Source organism: Streptomyces sp. NPDC046308 (assembly GCF_055588065.1).
The window spans coordinates 1,542,459-1,558,191 of the sequence record NZ_JBVJFB010000001.1 but is presented as its reverse complement, the minus strand read 5'-3'; the positions used below and the strand labels follow the sequence as shown (position 1 = coordinate 1,558,191).

Annotated in this window: 15 protein-coding genes; all 15 read left to right on the top strand. The window is 73.6% G+C overall.

The window, feature by feature from the left end:
* Positions 1 to 745: 745 nt before the first annotated feature.
* The 15 genes from ACZ6JT_RS06865 (at position 746) to hypE (ending at position 15,694) form a co-directional block, all read left to right on the top strand.
* Positions 746 to 2,455, top strand: coding sequence for an enoyl-CoA hydratase-related protein (locus ACZ6JT_RS06865; protein ID WP_469207900.1), 1,710 nt, complete (start codon positions 746 to 748; stop codon positions 2,453 to 2,455).
* Positions 2,456 to 2,526: 71 nt separating this feature from the next.
* Positions 2,527 to 3,582, top strand: a complete 1,056-nt coding sequence (locus ACZ6JT_RS06860) for an NADH-quinone oxidoreductase subunit B family protein (RefSeq protein WP_469207898.1) — start codon at positions 2,527 to 2,529, stop codon at positions 3,580 to 3,582.
* A gap of 75 nt (positions 3,583 to 3,657) precedes the next feature.
* Positions 3,658 to 5,442 carry a nickel-dependent hydrogenase large subunit gene (locus tag ACZ6JT_RS06855; RefSeq protein WP_469207896.1) on the top strand — a complete coding sequence of 595 codons (1,785 nt, stop codon included), beginning with the start codon at positions 3,658 to 3,660 and terminating at the stop codon, positions 5,440 to 5,442.
* Positions 5,439 to 5,966 carry a hypothetical protein gene (locus ACZ6JT_RS06850; protein ID WP_469207894.1) on the top strand — a complete coding sequence of 176 codons (528 nt, stop codon included), beginning with the start codon at positions 5,439 to 5,441 and terminating at the stop codon, positions 5,964 to 5,966. The genes ACZ6JT_RS06855 and ACZ6JT_RS06850 overlap by 4 nt, the downstream gene beginning before the upstream one ends.
* A complete protein-coding gene (locus tag ACZ6JT_RS06845; protein WP_469207892.1) occupies positions 5,963 to 6,613 on the top strand; it encodes a DUF5947 family protein in 651 nt (216 codons plus the stop codon). Before ACZ6JT_RS06850 ends, ACZ6JT_RS06845 begins: the two co-directional genes overlap by 4 nt.
* A complete protein-coding gene (locus tag ACZ6JT_RS06840; protein ID WP_469207890.1) occupies positions 6,610 to 7,374 on the top strand; it encodes a DUF6084 family protein in 765 nt (254 codons plus the stop codon). Before ACZ6JT_RS06845 ends, ACZ6JT_RS06840 begins: the two co-directional genes overlap by 4 nt.
* Complete coding sequence (locus tag ACZ6JT_RS06835; RefSeq protein WP_469207889.1) at positions 7,371 to 8,813, top strand: hypothetical protein; 1,443 nt, start codon at positions 7,371 to 7,373, stop codon at positions 8,811 to 8,813. Before ACZ6JT_RS06840 ends, ACZ6JT_RS06835 begins: the two co-directional genes overlap by 4 nt.
* Positions 8,810 to 9,349 (top strand): hydrogenase maturation protease, encoded by a 540-nt coding sequence (locus ACZ6JT_RS06830; RefSeq protein WP_469207887.1) that lies wholly within the window; start codon positions 8,810 to 8,812, stop codon positions 9,347 to 9,349. The genes ACZ6JT_RS06835 and ACZ6JT_RS06830 overlap by 4 nt, the downstream gene beginning before the upstream one ends.
* A 10-nt stretch (positions 9,350 to 9,359) precedes the next feature.
* Entirely contained in the window at positions 9,360 to 9,464 is a 105-nt protein-coding gene (locus tag ACZ6JT_RS06825) for a DUF6893 family small protein (protein WP_469207885.1), read from the top strand.
* Positions 9,465 to 9,577: 113 nt separating this feature from the next.
* A complete protein-coding gene (locus ACZ6JT_RS06820; protein ID WP_469207883.1) occupies positions 9,578 to 9,973 on the top strand; it encodes a hydrogenase maturation nickel metallochaperone HypA/HybF in 396 nt (131 codons plus the stop codon).
* A 3-nt stretch (positions 9,974 to 9,976) separates the two neighbouring features.
* Positions 9,977 to 10,798, top strand: a complete 822-nt coding sequence (gene hypB / locus ACZ6JT_RS06815) for a hydrogenase nickel incorporation protein HypB (RefSeq protein ID WP_469207881.1) — start codon at positions 9,977 to 9,979, stop codon at positions 10,796 to 10,798.
* A complete protein-coding gene (gene hypF, locus ACZ6JT_RS06810; protein WP_469207879.1) occupies positions 10,798 to 13,197 on the top strand; it encodes a carbamoyltransferase HypF in 2,400 nt (799 codons plus the stop codon). The genes hypB and hypF overlap by 1 nt, the downstream gene beginning before the upstream one ends.
* Positions 13,166 to 13,501, top strand: coding sequence for a HypC/HybG/HupF family hydrogenase formation chaperone (locus ACZ6JT_RS06805; RefSeq protein WP_469207877.1), 336 nt, complete (start codon positions 13,166 to 13,168; stop codon positions 13,499 to 13,501). Before hypF ends, ACZ6JT_RS06805 begins: the two co-directional genes overlap by 32 nt.
* Complete coding sequence (hypD, locus tag ACZ6JT_RS06800; protein WP_469207875.1) at positions 13,498 to 14,640, top strand: hydrogenase formation protein HypD; 1,143 nt, start codon at positions 13,498 to 13,500, stop codon at positions 14,638 to 14,640. Before ACZ6JT_RS06805 ends, hypD begins: the two co-directional genes overlap by 4 nt.
* A gap of 64 nt (positions 14,641 to 14,704) precedes the next feature.
* Positions 14,705 to 15,694 (top strand): hydrogenase expression/formation protein HypE, encoded by a 990-nt coding sequence (gene hypE, locus ACZ6JT_RS06795; protein WP_469208244.1) that lies wholly within the window; start codon positions 14,705 to 14,707, stop codon positions 15,692 to 15,694.
* Positions 15,695 to 15,733 lie beyond the last annotated feature (39 nt).

The following is a 15,733-nucleotide window of genomic DNA, read 5'->3' as shown; positions in this document are numbered from 1 at the left end:
TTGTGAAGATATCTCGCCAGCCTGGCGCGATATCTTCACAAAGAGTGGCCTCCGGGGGGTTCGAGGGGCCGCGTAGCCTCCGGCGGGTTGGCTGCGCCGCTTGGGCGGGGTCGGGCTTCGGTGTGGGGGTCGGTTGGGGTGGGGGTGGGCGCGCGCCGGGGCGTCTCCTCGGGCGCCAAACGTCTCGGGGTGTCGGAGAGCTGGGCGGCAGTGCGTTTGGCACCCTGCGGGGATCACCCCGACACACACCCACCCCCACCCCAACCGACCGGGCTGACCAACTTCCCGGTGCTGGCGCACCATCCGGCCTGCCTGCGCAAATCCAGCCCCGCCGCACCAAATCCAGCCCCTCCGGCGTTTGAGGAGCGGGGTCCGGGGCGGAGCCCCGATCTTTGAGCCGTACCCTCCGGCTGCGCCGAACAAAGTCAGCCCCTCCGGCGTTTGAGGAGCGGGTCCGGGCGGAGCCCGGCGGGGTGTGGGGCGGAGCCCCGGGCTTTGGGCCGCGCTGCTCGGCTGCCACTTCAGCCCCGCCGGCGTTTGAGGCGCGGGGTCCGGGATGACCCCCCGGCGGCACGGCTGATCGGCCGTCGCAAGGCGCGCTTTCGAGTGACACCGCCGCGCAGCTTCGACCGCCACGGCCCCGGAGTACTCGACCATCTCAGGCGGCCGGTCATGTTCCGGTCACGCACGGCCGCTCGGCCGCGCACCGCCGTACCGCGGCTCCGGGCCGCCGCTGGGAGATCACGTGTACGTCCTGCTCGTCGCGAGCGCGTTCAACAGCCTCACGCAGCGAGTCCACGCCGAGCTGCGCGACCACGGCCACCGCGTCGCCGTCGAACTCGCCCTGCCCGGCGCCTCCCTGGCCGAAGCCGTACGCGGGCACCGGCCCGACCTCGTCATCGCCCCGATGCTGCGGACGGCCCTCCCCGAGGAGGTCTGGTCCGCCCACACCTGCCTGATCGTCCACCCGGGACCGGTCGGCGACCGCGGCCCCTCCTCCCTGGACCACGCGATCCAGGACGGAGAGACCCGGTGGGGCGTCACGGTCCTGGAGGCCAACGCGGAGATGGACGCCGGCGACGTCTGGGCGAGCGCCGACTGCCCGGTGCCGCCCGTCGGCAAGAGCGACCTCTACCGCGGCGAGATCGCCGACGCGGCCCTGGAGGCCGTCCTCCTCGCGGTGGAACGCTTCGCCTCCGGCACTTACGTCCCACGGCCGCAGACCGGCGGCCGGGCCCGGCCCCTCCTGCGCCAGGAGGACCGCCGGATCGACTGGGAGGCGGACGGCACCGAGCGGGTCCTGCGCACGCTGCGCGCCGCCGACTCCCAGCCCGGCGTACGCGACGACCTGCTCGGCGGTGAGTGGTTCCTGCACGGAGGGCGTCGGGAGGGCCACCTGCGCGGCCGCCCCGGCGAGCTGCTGGCCACCCGCGCCGGCGCGGTCTGCCGGGCCACCGCGGACGGCGCCGTCTGGATCCCCGAGCTGCGCGCCCGCCGCCGGCCCGGCCGGCCGGCCGAGCCCAAACTGCCCGCGACCGTGGCCCTCGCGGACCGTCTGCCCCCGCTTCCGGAGGTGCCCGCACCCCCGCACGCCGGCCCCCACCGCCGCACCTGGTCCGACATCGGCTACCACGAGGAGGGCCGGGCCGGTTTCCTGACCTTCTCCTTCCCCGGCGGCGCGATGAGCACCGCGCACTGCCGCCGCCTGCTGGACGCGTACCGGAGCGCCTGTACCCGCCCCACCTCCGTGCTGGTCCTGGGCGGCGGACGCGACTTCTTCTCCAACGGCATCCACCTGGGCGTCATCGAGGCCGCCGCCGACCCGGCCGAGGAGTCCTGGGCCAACATCAACGCCATGGACGACCTCGTCGAGGCGGTCCTGACCACCACCGACCGCCTCGTGGTCAGCGCGCTGGGCGGCAACGCCGCCGCCGGAGGGGCCGTCCTCGCCCTCGCGGCCGACGAGGTCTGGTGCCGCTCGGGCGTCGTCCTGAACCCGCACTACCGCCTGATGGGCCTGTACGGCTCCGAGTACTGGACGTACACCCTGCCCCGCCGCGTCGGCCCCGGCGTCGCGGAGCGCCTCATGGCCGAGGCCCAGCCGCTGAGCGCCGCCGCCGCGCACGGCCTGGGCCTGGTCGACCGTACGGTGCCCTGCGCGCCCGCGGAGTTCACCGGCGAGACGGAACGCCTCGCGGCCCGCCTCGCCGCCCTGCCCGGCACCACGGCCCGCATCGCGGCCAAGAAGGCCGTCCGCGAGCGCGACGAGGCGCACCGGCCGCTGGCCGCCCACCGCGAGGCCGAGCTGGCCCACATGCACCGCACCTTCTTCGACCCGCAGGCCCCGTACCACGCCCTGCGCCGCGCCTTCGTGCGCAAGGAACGCGCGGCAGTCCCCCCGCCCGTCACTGGACTGGCCGTACCAGACGCGGCGCCCGGTCCCGCCTGCTGTTAGCAAGAAGGGTGAGGACGAGACAGGCCGCCTCTCCGCACCCCCTTCCCGACCCCCTCCCCGAGGAGGCATCCATGGCCGCAGTGACGAAGGACCCGGTCGAAGACCCCCCGATCCACATCCTCTGGATCAACGCGGGACTGAGCTGCGACGGCGACTCCGTGTCCTTGACGGCCGCGATGCAGCCGAGCATCGAGGAGATCGTGTCCGGCGTGCTGCCCGGTCTGCCCAAGATCGCAGTGCACTGGCCGCTGATCGACTTCGAATGCGGACCGGTCGGCGGCGCCGACACGTTCATCGAGTGGTTCTTCAAGGGCGAGCGGGGCGAGATCGACCCCTTCGTCCTGGTCGTCGAGGGGTCCATCCCCAACGAGAAGATCAAGCCCGAGGGCTACTGGTGCGGCTTCGGCGACGATCCGGAGACCGGACAGCCCATCACCACCAGCGAGTGGATCGACCGGCTGGCCCCCAAGGCCCTCGCGGTCGTGGCCATCGGCACCTGCGCCACGTACGGCGGCATCCACGCCATGGAGGGCAACCCGACGGGCGCCATGGGCGTGCCCGACTACCTCGGCTGGGACTGGACCTCCAAGGCCGGCATCCCGATCGTCTGCGTACCGGGCTGCCCGATCCAGCCGGACAACTTCTCGGAGACCCTGACCTACCTGCTCTACCAGGCGGCGGGCTCGGCCCCGATGATCCCCCTCGACGACAAGCTGCGCCCGACGTGGCTCTTCGGGGCCACCGTCCACGAGGGCTGCGACCGCGCCGGCTACTACGAGCAGGGCCAGTTCGCCCACACCTACGACTCCCCGCAGTGCCTGGTCAAGCTCGGCTGCTGGGGCCCCGTCGTCAAGTGCAACGTCCCCAAGCGCGGCTGGATGAACGGCATCGGCGGCTGCCCGAACGTCGGCGGCATCTGCATCGCCTGCACGATGCCCGGCTTCCCCGACAAGTTCATGCCGTTCATGGACGAACCCCCCGGCGCCAAGGTCTCCACGAAGGCCAGCGGCGCGTACGGCGCACTGGTCCGCAAGCTGCGGTCGGTCACCGCCCACACCGTGGACGAGGAACCGAAGTGGCGGCACGGCGGCCGCAGCCTGACCACGGGCTACCGCCCGCCCTGGTGACGTCCCGCTCCTCCCCAGCCCCGCACGCGCAGCAACTCCCGCTCCCCGCACCGAAGAAGGGTCACGGCAGACACGATGGCAGCGAACACGAAGGCGGCCGGCGACGGCAGCGGCCTGGTGGAGATGGCCTGGGATCCGATCACCCGGATCGTGGGCAGCCTCGGCATCCACACGAAGATCGACTTCAAGCAGAAGCGCGTCGCGGAGTGCTACAGCACCTCGTCGGTCTTCCGCGGCTACAGCGTCTTCATGCGGGGCAAGGACCCGCGCGACGCGCACTTCATCACCAGCCGCATCTGCGGGATCTGCGGTGACAACCACGCCACCTGTTCCGTGTACGCGCAGAACATGGCCTACGGGGTGAAGCCGCCGCACCTCGCCGAGTGGATCATCAACCTCGGCGAGTCGGCGGAGTACATGTTCGACCACAACATCTTCCAGGAGAACCTGGTCGGGGTCGACTACTGCGAGAAGATGGTCCGCGAGACCAACCCCGGTGTCCTGGAGCTCGCCGAGCGCACGCCGTCCCCGCACGCGGGGGAGCACGGCTACAGGACCATCGCCGACATCATGCGCTCCCTCAACCCCATCGAGGGCGAGTTCTACCGCGAGGCGCTCCAGGTCAGCCGCTACACGCGCGAGATGTTCTGCCTGATGGAGGGACGCCACGTGCACCCCTCCACCCTCTACCCGGGCGGCGTCGGCACCATCGCCTCCGTCCAGCTCTTCACGGACTACATGAGCCGCCTCATGCGGTACTGCGAGTTCATGAAGAAGGTCGTCCCCCTCCACGACGACCTCTTCGACTTCTTCTACGAGGCGCTGCCCGGCTACGAGGAGGTCGGCCGCCGGCGCGTCCTGCTCGGCTGCTGGGGCGCCCTCAACGACCCCGAGTACTGCGACTTCACGTACGCCAACATGACCGACTGGGGACGGAAGATGTTCGTCACCCCGGGCGTGATCGTCGACGGCAAACTGGTCACCAACGACCTCACCGAGATCAACCTCGGCATCCGCATCCTGCTCGGCAGCTCGTACTACGAGGACTGGCAGGGCCAGGAGCAGTTCGTCACCCACGACCCGCTCGGCAACCCCGTCGACCCCCGCCACCCGTGGAACCAGCACACCATCCCGGCCCCGCAGAAGCGGAACTTCGACGACAAGTACAGCTGGGTGATGTCCCCCCGCTGGTTCGACGGCAAGGACCACCTCGCGCTCGACACCGGCGGCGGCCCCATCGCCCGCCTGTGGTCCACCGCCCTGTCCGGACTCGTCCACACCGACTACGTCCAGGCCACCGGCAACAGCGTCGTCATCACGCTGCCGCGCACCATGACCAAGCCCGAGACCCGCTTCGAGTGGAAGATCCCGAAGTGGAGCAACGCGCTGGAGCGCAACCGCGCCCGCACCTACTTCCAGGCGTACGCGGCCGCCATCGCCCTGCACTGCGCCGAGAAGGGCCTCGCCGAGGTCCGCGCCGGACGCACGCAGACCTGGGAGAAGTTCGAGGTGCCGGACGAGGGTCTGGGCGTCGGCTTCACCGAGGCCGTACGCGGCGTCCTGTCGCACCACATGGTGATCCGCGACGGGAAGATCGCCAACTACCACCCGTACCCGCCGACCCCGTGGAACGCGAGCACCCGCGACACCTTCGGCACGCCGGGCCCGTACGAGGACGCGGTCCAGAACACCCCGATCTTCGAGGAGAACACCCCGGAGAACTTCAAGGGCATCGACATCATGCGCGCGGTGCGCAGCTTCGACCCCTGCCTGCCCTGCGGCGTCCACATGTACGTCGGCGGCGGCAAGACCGTGAAGACCATGCACGTGCCCACCGGCCTGAGCGGACTGGGCGGATGAGCGCGGTGCTCGACGCGGCCCAGGCGGGGCGCAGGGTCGAGGAAGTGCTCGACGGGATCGCCGCCACCGGCGACCGGGCGGCCTGCGCGGCCGCCGAGGAACTGGTGCGGGTCCTCATGGACTTCTACGGCGCCGGGCTCGCCCGGATCGTCGAGGGCCTGGGGAAGGGCCCGCTCGACGCGGTGCTCGACGACGAACTCGTGGCGAGCCTGCTCTCCCTGCACGGCCTGCACCCCGAGGACGCGCCCACCCGGATCGCCCGCGCCCTGGACCGTGTGGCCGACCCGGTGGAGCTGGTCGGCTTCGACGAGAGCACCGGCGTCCTGCGGCTGCGCCCCCGGGCCGCCTCCGGCGGCTGCGGCTGCGGCAGCGGCGGCCAGGACGCCGCCCTGCGGACCCTGGAGGACACCCTCGCCTGCTTCGCGCCCGAAGTGACGAGCGTGGAGATGGAACCCGCCGCGGCCCCGCCGCCCGCCCTCCTCCAGATCGGCACCCGGCCCCCCAGCCCGGCGCGGGTCCCGTGACCGGGCCCGGAACCCGTACGAACGGCCCGCGCGGGCTCCGCAGGTTCGCGGGCCCGCGCCCGCCCCGGCCCGAGACCTGCGAACTGTGCGGGGTGATCGTGCCCGGGGAGTCGCACCGCCACCTGGTGGAGACCGAGAAGCGGACGCTGCTCTGCGCCTGCACCCCCTGCGCCCTGCTGTTCGACCGGCCGGGCGCGGCCACCGGACGGCTGCGGGCCGTCCCCGTCCGCTACCTCACCGACCCGGGCCACCGGCTCGACGACGGCGCGTGGGAACTCCTCCAGATCCCGGTCGGGGTCGCGTTCTTCTTCCGCAACGCCGCCCTCGACCGGCTCGTCGCCCTCTACCCGAGCCCCGCCGGAGCCACCGAGAGCGAACTCGCCCCGGAGACCTGGCAGACCGTACTGGGCACGGGCCGGCTCGCCGAACTGCTCGAACCGGACGTGGAGGCGCTGCTGCTGCGCCGCTCGGAGGGCCGCACCGAGTGCTACCTGGTGCCCATCGACATCTGCTACGAGCTGGTGGGGCGGATGCGGCTGCTGTGGCAGGGCTTCGACGGCGGACCGGAGGCCCGGGCCGCGCTGCGCGCGTTCTTCGCGCAGGTGGAGAGCCGGGCCAGGGTCCTGGCGCAGGAGGGGGTCCGATGACCGCGATTCCGGCGAGGCCCGCCGAGGCGGGGACGACGGCGACGGCGACGTCGGGCACGGCGGAGCTCGGCTTCACCTGCACCGGGGTGCGGGCCGACCCCTACGCCGCCGGCCCCACCCTCGTCTTCCGGCTGCGCATCACCGCCGCCGGGGGAGCCCGGGTGCACGCCCTCGCCCTGCGCTGCCAGATCCGCATCGAACCGGCCCGGCGCGGCTACGGCCCCGCCGAGGCGGAGGGGCTGGCGGACCTGTTCGGGGAGCGCTCCCGGTGGGGGACCTCGCTCAAGCCCGTGCAGTTCGCCCAGGTGCAGGCCATGGTCCCGAGCTTCACCGGGGAGACCGAGACCGACCTGGTCGTGCCGTGCACCTACGACATGGACATCGCCGCGACCCGCTACTTCGAAGCCCTGGCGGACGGGGAGGTCCCGCTGCTGATGCTGTTCTCCGGCACCGCCTTCACCGGTGCCGGCGGCTTCCGGGTCGAGCCGGTGCCCTGGGACCGCGAAGCCGCGTACCGGATGCCCGTGGCCGTGTGGCGCGAGATGGTCGAGCAGCACTTCCCCGGCTGCGGCTGGCTCCGGCTGCCCCGCGACACCATGGACGCGCTGCTCGCCTTCCGCTCCCGCAACGCGCTCGCCTCGTGGGAGGCGACCGTACGGGCCCTGCTGGACGCGGCCGCCCCGCCGCCGCAGCCGCCCCCGCCGGGGGCGCCCCGGCCGGGTGCGGTCCTGCCCCGCCGAGCCGGGAGGTCCGCCCCGTGACCGGTTCCCCGACCACGACCGCCACCGCCGACGGCTCCCGCTTCGCCGCCGCCCGGCAGGTGGCCGACGCCGTCCTCCTCGAGGGGTACGTGCTCTACCCGTACCGGGCCTCGGCGGCCAAGAACCGGCTGCGGTGGCAGTTCGGCGTGCTCGTCCCCCCGGCGTGGGGCCGCGCGCACGAAGAGCACGCCTTCCAGCAGACCGAGCTCCTGATGGAGCCGCGGGGTGCGGCGACGCTCGCCCTGGAGCTGCGGTTCCTGCGGGCGCAGCGGCGTACGGTCCAACAGGCCCTGGAGGGCGGCCACTTCGCGGAGGCGGCCGAGCTGCACCTGGACGACCGCGTACTCGTCCCTTGGGACGAGGGTGTGGAGGAGCGGGTCGAACTGTCCGTCCCCGTCGCCGAACTGGCGGCCGGGGAGGTGACCGTCCCCTTCCACCGCCCCGCCCGCGACGAGACCGAGACCGTCCGGGACGCCGACGGGCGGACGGTGGGCCGCCTGGTGCGACGTACCGAGGAGGCCAACGGACGCGTCCGGCTCCAGGCCACCGAACTCGACGGCGCGTACCGGGTGTTCAGGCTCCGCGCGGTGGTGGAGAACACCAGCCCGTGGGCCCCGGCGCCCGGATCGGGGAACGGCTGCGCCGACCGGGAGGCCGCGCTGCCGTATTCGCTCGTCGCCGCCCACCTCCTGCTGGGCCTCGACTCCGGATCCTTCCTGTCCATGACCGACCCGCCCGAGTGGGCCCGGGAGGCGGCCGCGGCGTGCGTCAACCGCCATACCTGGCCGGTCCTCGCGGGCGAACCCGGCCGCGCCGACGTGGTCCTGTCCTCCCCGATCATCCTGGAGGACCACGCGGCCATCGCCCCCGAGAGCGCGGGCGCGATGTACGACTCCACCGAGATCGACGAGATCCTGGCCCTGCGCACGGCGGCCCTGACCGACCGGGAGAAGCGCGAGGCACGCGGTACGGACGCCCGGGCGGCCGCCGTGATCGACCTCGCCGACTCCATGCCCCCCGAGGTACTGGACCGCCTGCACGGCGCGGTGCGCGCCCTGCGGGAGATCACCGGCCCGGACCAGCCGCCCCTGCTGACGGAACTTCCCTCCGAGGACACGGTGTTCAGCCCGGACACCCCCTGGTGGGACCCGGCCCGGGCCCGGACCGCGGCCCCGGCCCACGACCGGATCACGATCGCCGGCGCCTCGGTCGGCCCCGGCAGCCGGGTCCTGCTCCGCCCCGGACTGCGGCGCACCGACGCCCAGGACCTCTTCCTCCAGGGCCGTGCCGCGCTGGTCGAGGCGGTCCTCCACGACGTCGACGGCGGGGTCCACCTCGCCGTCACCGTCGAGGAGGACCCGGGCGCGGACATCCGCCGGGAGCAGGGCAGGTTCCTCTACTTCCAGCCCGACGAGGTCACCCCCCTGGAGGAAGCGTGAGCGACAGGGTCCTGATCGCGGGCATCGGCAACGTCTTCCTCGGCGACGACGGGTTCGGCGTCGAGACCGTACGGGCGCTGGCCGCGCACCCACTGCCCGACGGGGTCGAGGCGGTGGACTTCGGCGTACGCGGGGTCCACCTCGCCTACCAGCTCCTCGACGGCTACGACACGCTCCTGCTCGTCGACGCCACCGCACGCGGCGGCGAACCGGGCACGCTCTACCTCATCGAGGCCGACGGCGGCGAGGACCCGGACGGCGCCGGCCCCGCGGGCACGGCACCCGGCCCGCCCCTCCTCGACGGCCACCACATGTCCCCCGACGCCGTCCTCGCGTTGCTCGGCACCCTGTGCGCCGGCACCGGAGCCACCCCGCCCCGGCGCACGCTGGTCCTCGGCTGCGAACCGGCCCGCCTCGACGAGGGCATCGGGCTCAGCGCGGCCGTGACCGCCGCCGTGCCGGAAGCCGTACGCATGGTCCTGGACGTGATCCGCACCCCGGCCCCCACGAAACCGGCGGCCTCCGCCGCGAACTGAGGAGAACCCCATGAAGAACGCCCTCATCGGCGGGGCCGCGGCCGCCGCCCTCGCCGCTGTCCTGGTCGTGGTCCTCCCCGACCTCAGGCGCTACCTGCGCATCCGCAGGATGTGACGCCGCTGCCCCTGCCGCGCCCGAATGGCGTACGGGGCGCGCCGCGCACCGGCGTGCCCGACCCTGACGACCCCGTCCCGCCGGTGTAATGAGCCCCGGCAGGACGGAGTCCCATGCACGAGATGTCCATCGCCATGGCCGTAGTGGGCCAGGTGGAAGAGGCGGCCCGGGCGGGCGGCGCGCGCGCCGTCACCTCCGTACGGCTGCGGGTCGGCGAGCTGGCGGGCGTGGTGCCCGACGCGCTGGCCTTCTGTTTCGAACTGGCCTGTGCCGGAACGGCCCTCGACGGCGCGACGCTCGTCACCGAGTCCGTGCCGGCCCGCGCCCGCTGCGCCTCCTGCCCCGGCACCTGGGCCGTGGGGATGCCCCCCGAACTGTGCTGCCCCGGATGCGGCAGGGCCACCGCCGTGGAACTGCTGTCGGGCCGTGAGCTGGAGATCCTCAGCGTGCGCTGGGAGGACGGCCCCGCCGGTGCCCGTACCCGCGAACCGATTCCCGAGGAGGCCTGAACCATGTGCCGAGTGGTCGATCTGCGGCAGGCGGTACTCGCCAAGAACGACATGGCGGCCCAGGTCCTGCGCGCCGAACTCACCGCCCGCGGAACAACGGTGGTCAACCTGCTCTCCAGCCCCGGCAGCGGGAAGACGGAGCTGCTGGAGCGCGAACTGCTCCTCGCCCGTGAGCGGGGCGTCGCGGTGGCCGCGCTGACGGCCGACCTGGCCACCGAGAACGACGCGCAGCGGCTGTCGCGTTCGGGAGCCCCGGTCAAGCAGGTGCTCACCGACGGGCTGTGCCATCTGGAGGCCGGGATGCTCGGCCGGCACCTGGACGGCTGGCTGCCCGAGGACACCCGGCTGCTCTTCGTGGAGAACGTGGGCAACCTGGTCTGCCCGGCCTCCTACGACCTGGGGGAGTCGCTGCGCGTGGTCCTGGCGTCGGTGACGGAGGGCGAGGACAAGCCGCTGAAGTACCCGACCGCCTTCGGACTGGCCCAGCTGGTGGTGGTCACCAAGACCGACATCGCGCGGGCCGTCGACTTCGACGAGGCCGCCTTCCGCGCCCACGTCGAGCAGGTCAACCCCGGTGTGGAGGTGGTCCTCACCTCGGCCCGCGCGGGCGAGGGCATCGGCCTGCTGCTCGACCGGGCGCTGGCGGCGGGGGAGGGCGCCGGAACGCACACCCCGGTCATGGCGGGCCTGCAGCAGCCGCACGGCCACGGCCACGGCCACGGCCACGACCACGATCATGGCGACGGTCATGTGCACGTCCACGGGGACGGCCACGGCCACGATGACGACCACCCCCACGTGCGTTCCGCCGCGCAGACCCGCTGATGGAGGCCGTGCAGCGCCGCCGGGTCATCGTCCGCGGCGTGGTCCAGGGCGTCGGTTTCCGGCCCTACGTCTACACCCGCGCGACCGGACTCGGCCTCGCCGGGCACGTCACCAACACCCCCGAGGGCGTGGTCGCGGAGGTCGAGGGTGCCCCGGACGACGTCCACCGCTTCTGCGAGCGGCTCGCCGCCGACGCGCCCCCGCTGGCCGTCGTGGACGCCGTCGACCACTGCGAGCTCCCGGTATCGGGCGGCGCCGGATTCACCATCATCGCCTCCCGGACCGGCGGCCCCGCCCGCACCCTGGTCTCCCCGGACGCGGCCACCTGCGCCGACTGCCTCGGCGAACTGGCCGACCCGGCCGACCGCCGCCACCGGCACCCCTTCATCACCTGCACCCACTGCGGGCCGCGGTTCACCATCGTCACCGGGCTGCCCTACGACCGCGCCCACACCACCATGGCCCCCTTCCCGATGTGTGCCGACTGCGCCCGCGAGTACGGCGACCCCGCCGACCGACGCTTCCACGCCCAGCCGGTCGCCTGCCCGGCCTGCGGCCCCCGGCTGAGGCTGCTCACCGGACAGCCGCCCCGCGAGACCCCGGGCGTCGACCCGGTCGCCGAGGCCCGCCGGCTCCTGGCGGCCGGGGCGGTCCTCGCCGTGAAGGGACTGGGCGGCTACCACCTGGCCTGCGACGCCACCCAGCCGGGAGCCGTGGCCGCACTGCGCCGCCGCAAGAACCGCGGGGACAAGCCCTTCGCCCTGATGGCCCGGGACCTCGCCGACGCCGAACGGCTCGCGCACGTCGGCCCCGAGGAGCGGGAGCTGCTGACGGGAGGCGTACGGCCCATCGTGCTGCTGCGCCGCCGCGACGGCGGCACGGCGGCCCAGGACGCCCCGGGTTCCCTGGCGGACGGGGTGGCCCCGCGCTGTCCCGACCTCGGCGTGATGCTCCCGTACACCCCGGTCCACCACCTGCTGCTGGGCCTGCCCGGCGACCCCCCGGGTCCCCGGCTGCTCGTCATGACCAGCGGGAACCTCGCCGGAGAGCCCATCGTCACCGACGACGACGAGGCCCTGCAGCGACTCGCCGGCCTCGCCGACGCCTGGCTCACGCACGACCGCCCCATCCACGTGCCCTGCGACGACTCCGTCGTGCGGGTCTGCGACGGCGAGACGCTGACCCTGCGGCGCTCGCGCGGGTACGCCCCGCTCCCGCTGCCCCTGCCGCTGCCGGTCCCGCCGACCCTCGCCGTGGGCGGGGACCTGAAGAACGCCTTCTGCCTCGGGGCGGGCCGCCAGGCCTGGCTGTCCGCCCACGTCGGGGACATGGACGACCTCGCCACCCGGTACGCCTTCGAACGCGCCGAGCGCCAGCTGGAGTCCATCACCGGCGTCGCCCCCCTGCGCCTGGCCGCCGACCGGCACCCCGGCTACCGCTCCACCCGCTGGGCGACGCACGCCGCGGCCGGCCGGCCGCTCGTGCGCGTCCAGCACCACCACGCGCACATCGCCTCCGCCATGGCGGAGCACGGCCTGGACGGCAGCAGTCCGGTCATCGGCGTCGCCTTCGACGGCACCGGCTACGGCGACGACGGGGCCGTGTGGGGCGGCGAGATCCTCCTCGCCGACTACACCGGGTACACCCGCTTCGCCCACCTCGGGTACGTGCCGCTCCCGGGCGGGGACGCGGCCGTGCGGCGTCCGTACCGCATGGCGCTGGCCCATCTGCGGGCCGCGGGCATCGGCTGGAGCCCGGACCTGCCCTGCACCGCCGCCTGCCCGCCGGACGAACTCCCGGTGCTGGAAAGGCAGCTGGAGCGGGGCCTGAACTGTGTCCCCACCTCCAGCATGGGCCGGCTCTTCGACGCCGTCTCCTCCCTGGCCGGCGTCTGCCACCGGGCGGGGTACGAGGCGCAGGCCGCGATCGAGCTGGAGGGCGCGGCCCTCGCCGCGGGCCCGGCCGGCCCCGGCTACTCCTTCGCACTGCGCCTCCCGCCCGGCCCGGCCGACGGTGGTCCGGTCACCGCCGATCCCGCGCCCGTACTGGCCGCCGTGGTGGCCGACGTACGCGCGGGCACGCCCCCCGGGCTGATCGCCGCCCGCTTCCACACCGCGGTCGGCGCCCTCGTCGGCACGCTCTGCACCCTCGCGCGCGAACGGCACGGACTGGAGACCGTCGCACTGACCGGCGGGGTCTTCGCCAACACCCTGCTCTCGTCCGCGTGTGCCCGCACCCTGCGCGCGAGCGGTTTCACCGTCCTGCGCCACGGCCGGGTCCCCCCGAACGACGGCGGTCTGTCCCTCGGCCAGCTCGTGGTGGCGGCCGCCGCCGACACCGCGCACCACCCACAGCAAGGAGAAGCCCATGTGCCTGGCGGTACCCGGCAGAGTGCTTGACATCGGGGAGAGGGACGGCACCCGCATGGCTACCGTCGACTTCGGCGGCGTGCAGAAGGAGGTGTGCCTGGAGTACCTCCCGGACCTCCGGGTGGGTGAGTATGCCATCGTCCACGTGGGCTTCGCCCTCCAGCGCCTCGACGAGGAGTCGGCGCGCCACACCCTCGAACTCTTCGCCGAACTCGGCATGCTCCAGGAGGAGTTCGGCGACCCGTGGGAACAGGCCGCCGAAGCGGGCGGCGAGCCCTGGCCCTTCGCCGACGGACCGGCCGTCGCCGCGCCGCAGGAGGAGGTCACGCCGTGAAGTACATCGACGAGTTCCAGGACCCGGAGCTGGCCCGGCGGCTGCTCGACGACATCCACGCCACCGTGACCCGCCCCTGGGCGCTGATGGAGGTCTGCGGCGGCCAGACCCACACCATCATCCGGCACGGCATCGACCAGCTCCTCCCGGACCAGGTGGAGCTGATCCACGGTCCGGGCTGTCCGGTGTGCGTGACCCCGCTGGAGGTCATCGACAAGGCGCTGGAGATCGCCTCCCGCTCCGACGTGATCTTCTGCTCCTTCGGGGACATGCTCCGGGTGCCGGGGACCGGCCGAGACCTGTTCCGGGTGCGGAGCGAGGGCGGCGACGTACGCGTCGTCTACTCGCCGCTCGACGCCCTGCGGGTCGCCCGGGAGAACCCGGACCGGCAGGTGGTGTTCTTCGGCATCGGATTCGAGACCACCGCACCGCCCAACGCCATGACGGTCCACCAGGCGAAGAAGCTGGGCATCCGCAACTTCAGCCTGCTGGTGTCCCACGTCCGGGTGCCCCCGGCGATCGAGGCGATCATGCAGTCGCCCAGCTGCCGGGTCCAGGGCTTCCTCGCCGCCGGACACGTGTGCAGCGTGATGGGCGTCGGCGAGTACCCGGCGCTGGCCGCGCGCCACCGGGTGCCGATCGTGGTGACCGGCTTCGAACCGCTGGACATCCTGGAGGGCGTACGACGGGCGGTGCGGCAGCTCGAGCGCGGCGAGCACACCGTCGACAACGCGTACGCGCGGGCCGTCCGCCCGGAGGGCAACCCGGCGGCCCTCGCCATGCTGGAGGACGTCTTCGAGGTCACCGACCGCGCCTGGCGCGGCATCGGCGTCATCCCCGACAGCGGCTGGCGGCTGTCCGCCCGCTACCGGGAGTTCGACGCCGAGCACCGTTTCTCGGTGACCGGGATCAACACCCGCGAGCCGGCGGCGTGCCGCAGCGGCGAGGTGCTCCAGGGGCTGCTCAAGCCACACGAGTGCGAGGCCTTCGGCACGCTGTGCACCCCGCGCAGCCCGCTCGGCGCCACCATGGTCTCCAGTGAGGGAGCCTGCGCCGCGTACTACCTCTACCGGCGGCTGGAACTGAGGACCGTGCCCGCCGCCCCGACCGCTCCGCTGGAGGCGAGCCCCGTTGTCTGACACCGCACTCGACATCACGGCCTGGACCTGCCCGGCCCCGCTGCGCGACCACCCCCGCGTGGTGATGGGCCACGGCGGCGGGGGAGCGCTCTCCGCCGAGCTGGTCCAGCACCTCTTCGCCCCCGCCTTCGGCGGCGAGGCGCTGGCGCAGCTCGGGGACTCCGCGGCGCTCACCCTCGGCGGAGTCCGACTGGCCTTCTCCACCGACTCGTACGTGGTGCGGCCGCTCTTCTTCCCCGGCGGCACCATCGGCGACCTCGCGGTCAACGGCACGGTCAACGACCTGGCCATGAGCGGCGCCCGGGCGGCCTACCTCTCCTGCGGGTTCATCCTGGAGGAGGGCGTCGAGATGTCCGCGGTCGCGCGCGTGGCCGAGGCCCTGGGCGCCGCCGCGCGGGCCGCGGGCGTGGAGGTGGTCACCGGCGACACCAAGGTGGTCGAAGTGGGCCACGGGGACGGCGTGTACATCAACACCGCGGGCATCGGGATCATCCCCGACGGGGTGGACCTGCGCCCGCAGCGCGTGGTGCCCGGCGACGTCGTCATCGTCAGCGGCGAGATCGGCCTCCACGGGGTGGCGATCATGAGCGTCCGCGAGGGGCTGGAATTCGGCGTGGACATCGAGAGCGACTGCGCGGCCCTGGGCGGCCTCGTGCAGAGCATGCTCGCCGTCACCCCTGACCTGCACGTCCTGCGCGACCCCACCCGCGGGGGCCTGGCGGCCTCGCTCAACGAGATCGCGGCCGCATCGGGCACCGGCGTCGTGATCAACGAGAGCCGTGTCCCGGTCCCGCCGGCCGTCGCGAACGCCTGCTCGATCCTCGGCCTCGACCCGCTCTACGTGGCCAACGAGGGCAAGCTGGTCGCCTTCGTCCCCCGCGAGCACGCCGACGCCGTCCTCGACGCCATGCGCGCCCACCCGCTGGGCCGGAACGCCACGGTGATCGGCGAGGCCGTCGACGCGCACCCCGGCATGGTCGTCTCCCGGACCGCCCTCGGCGGCACCCGCGTGGTCGACCTCCCGCTCGGAGAGCAGCTGCCGCGCATCTGCTGACGCCGGCCGCGGCCCTCGGCGTACGAAGAAAGCCCCTGG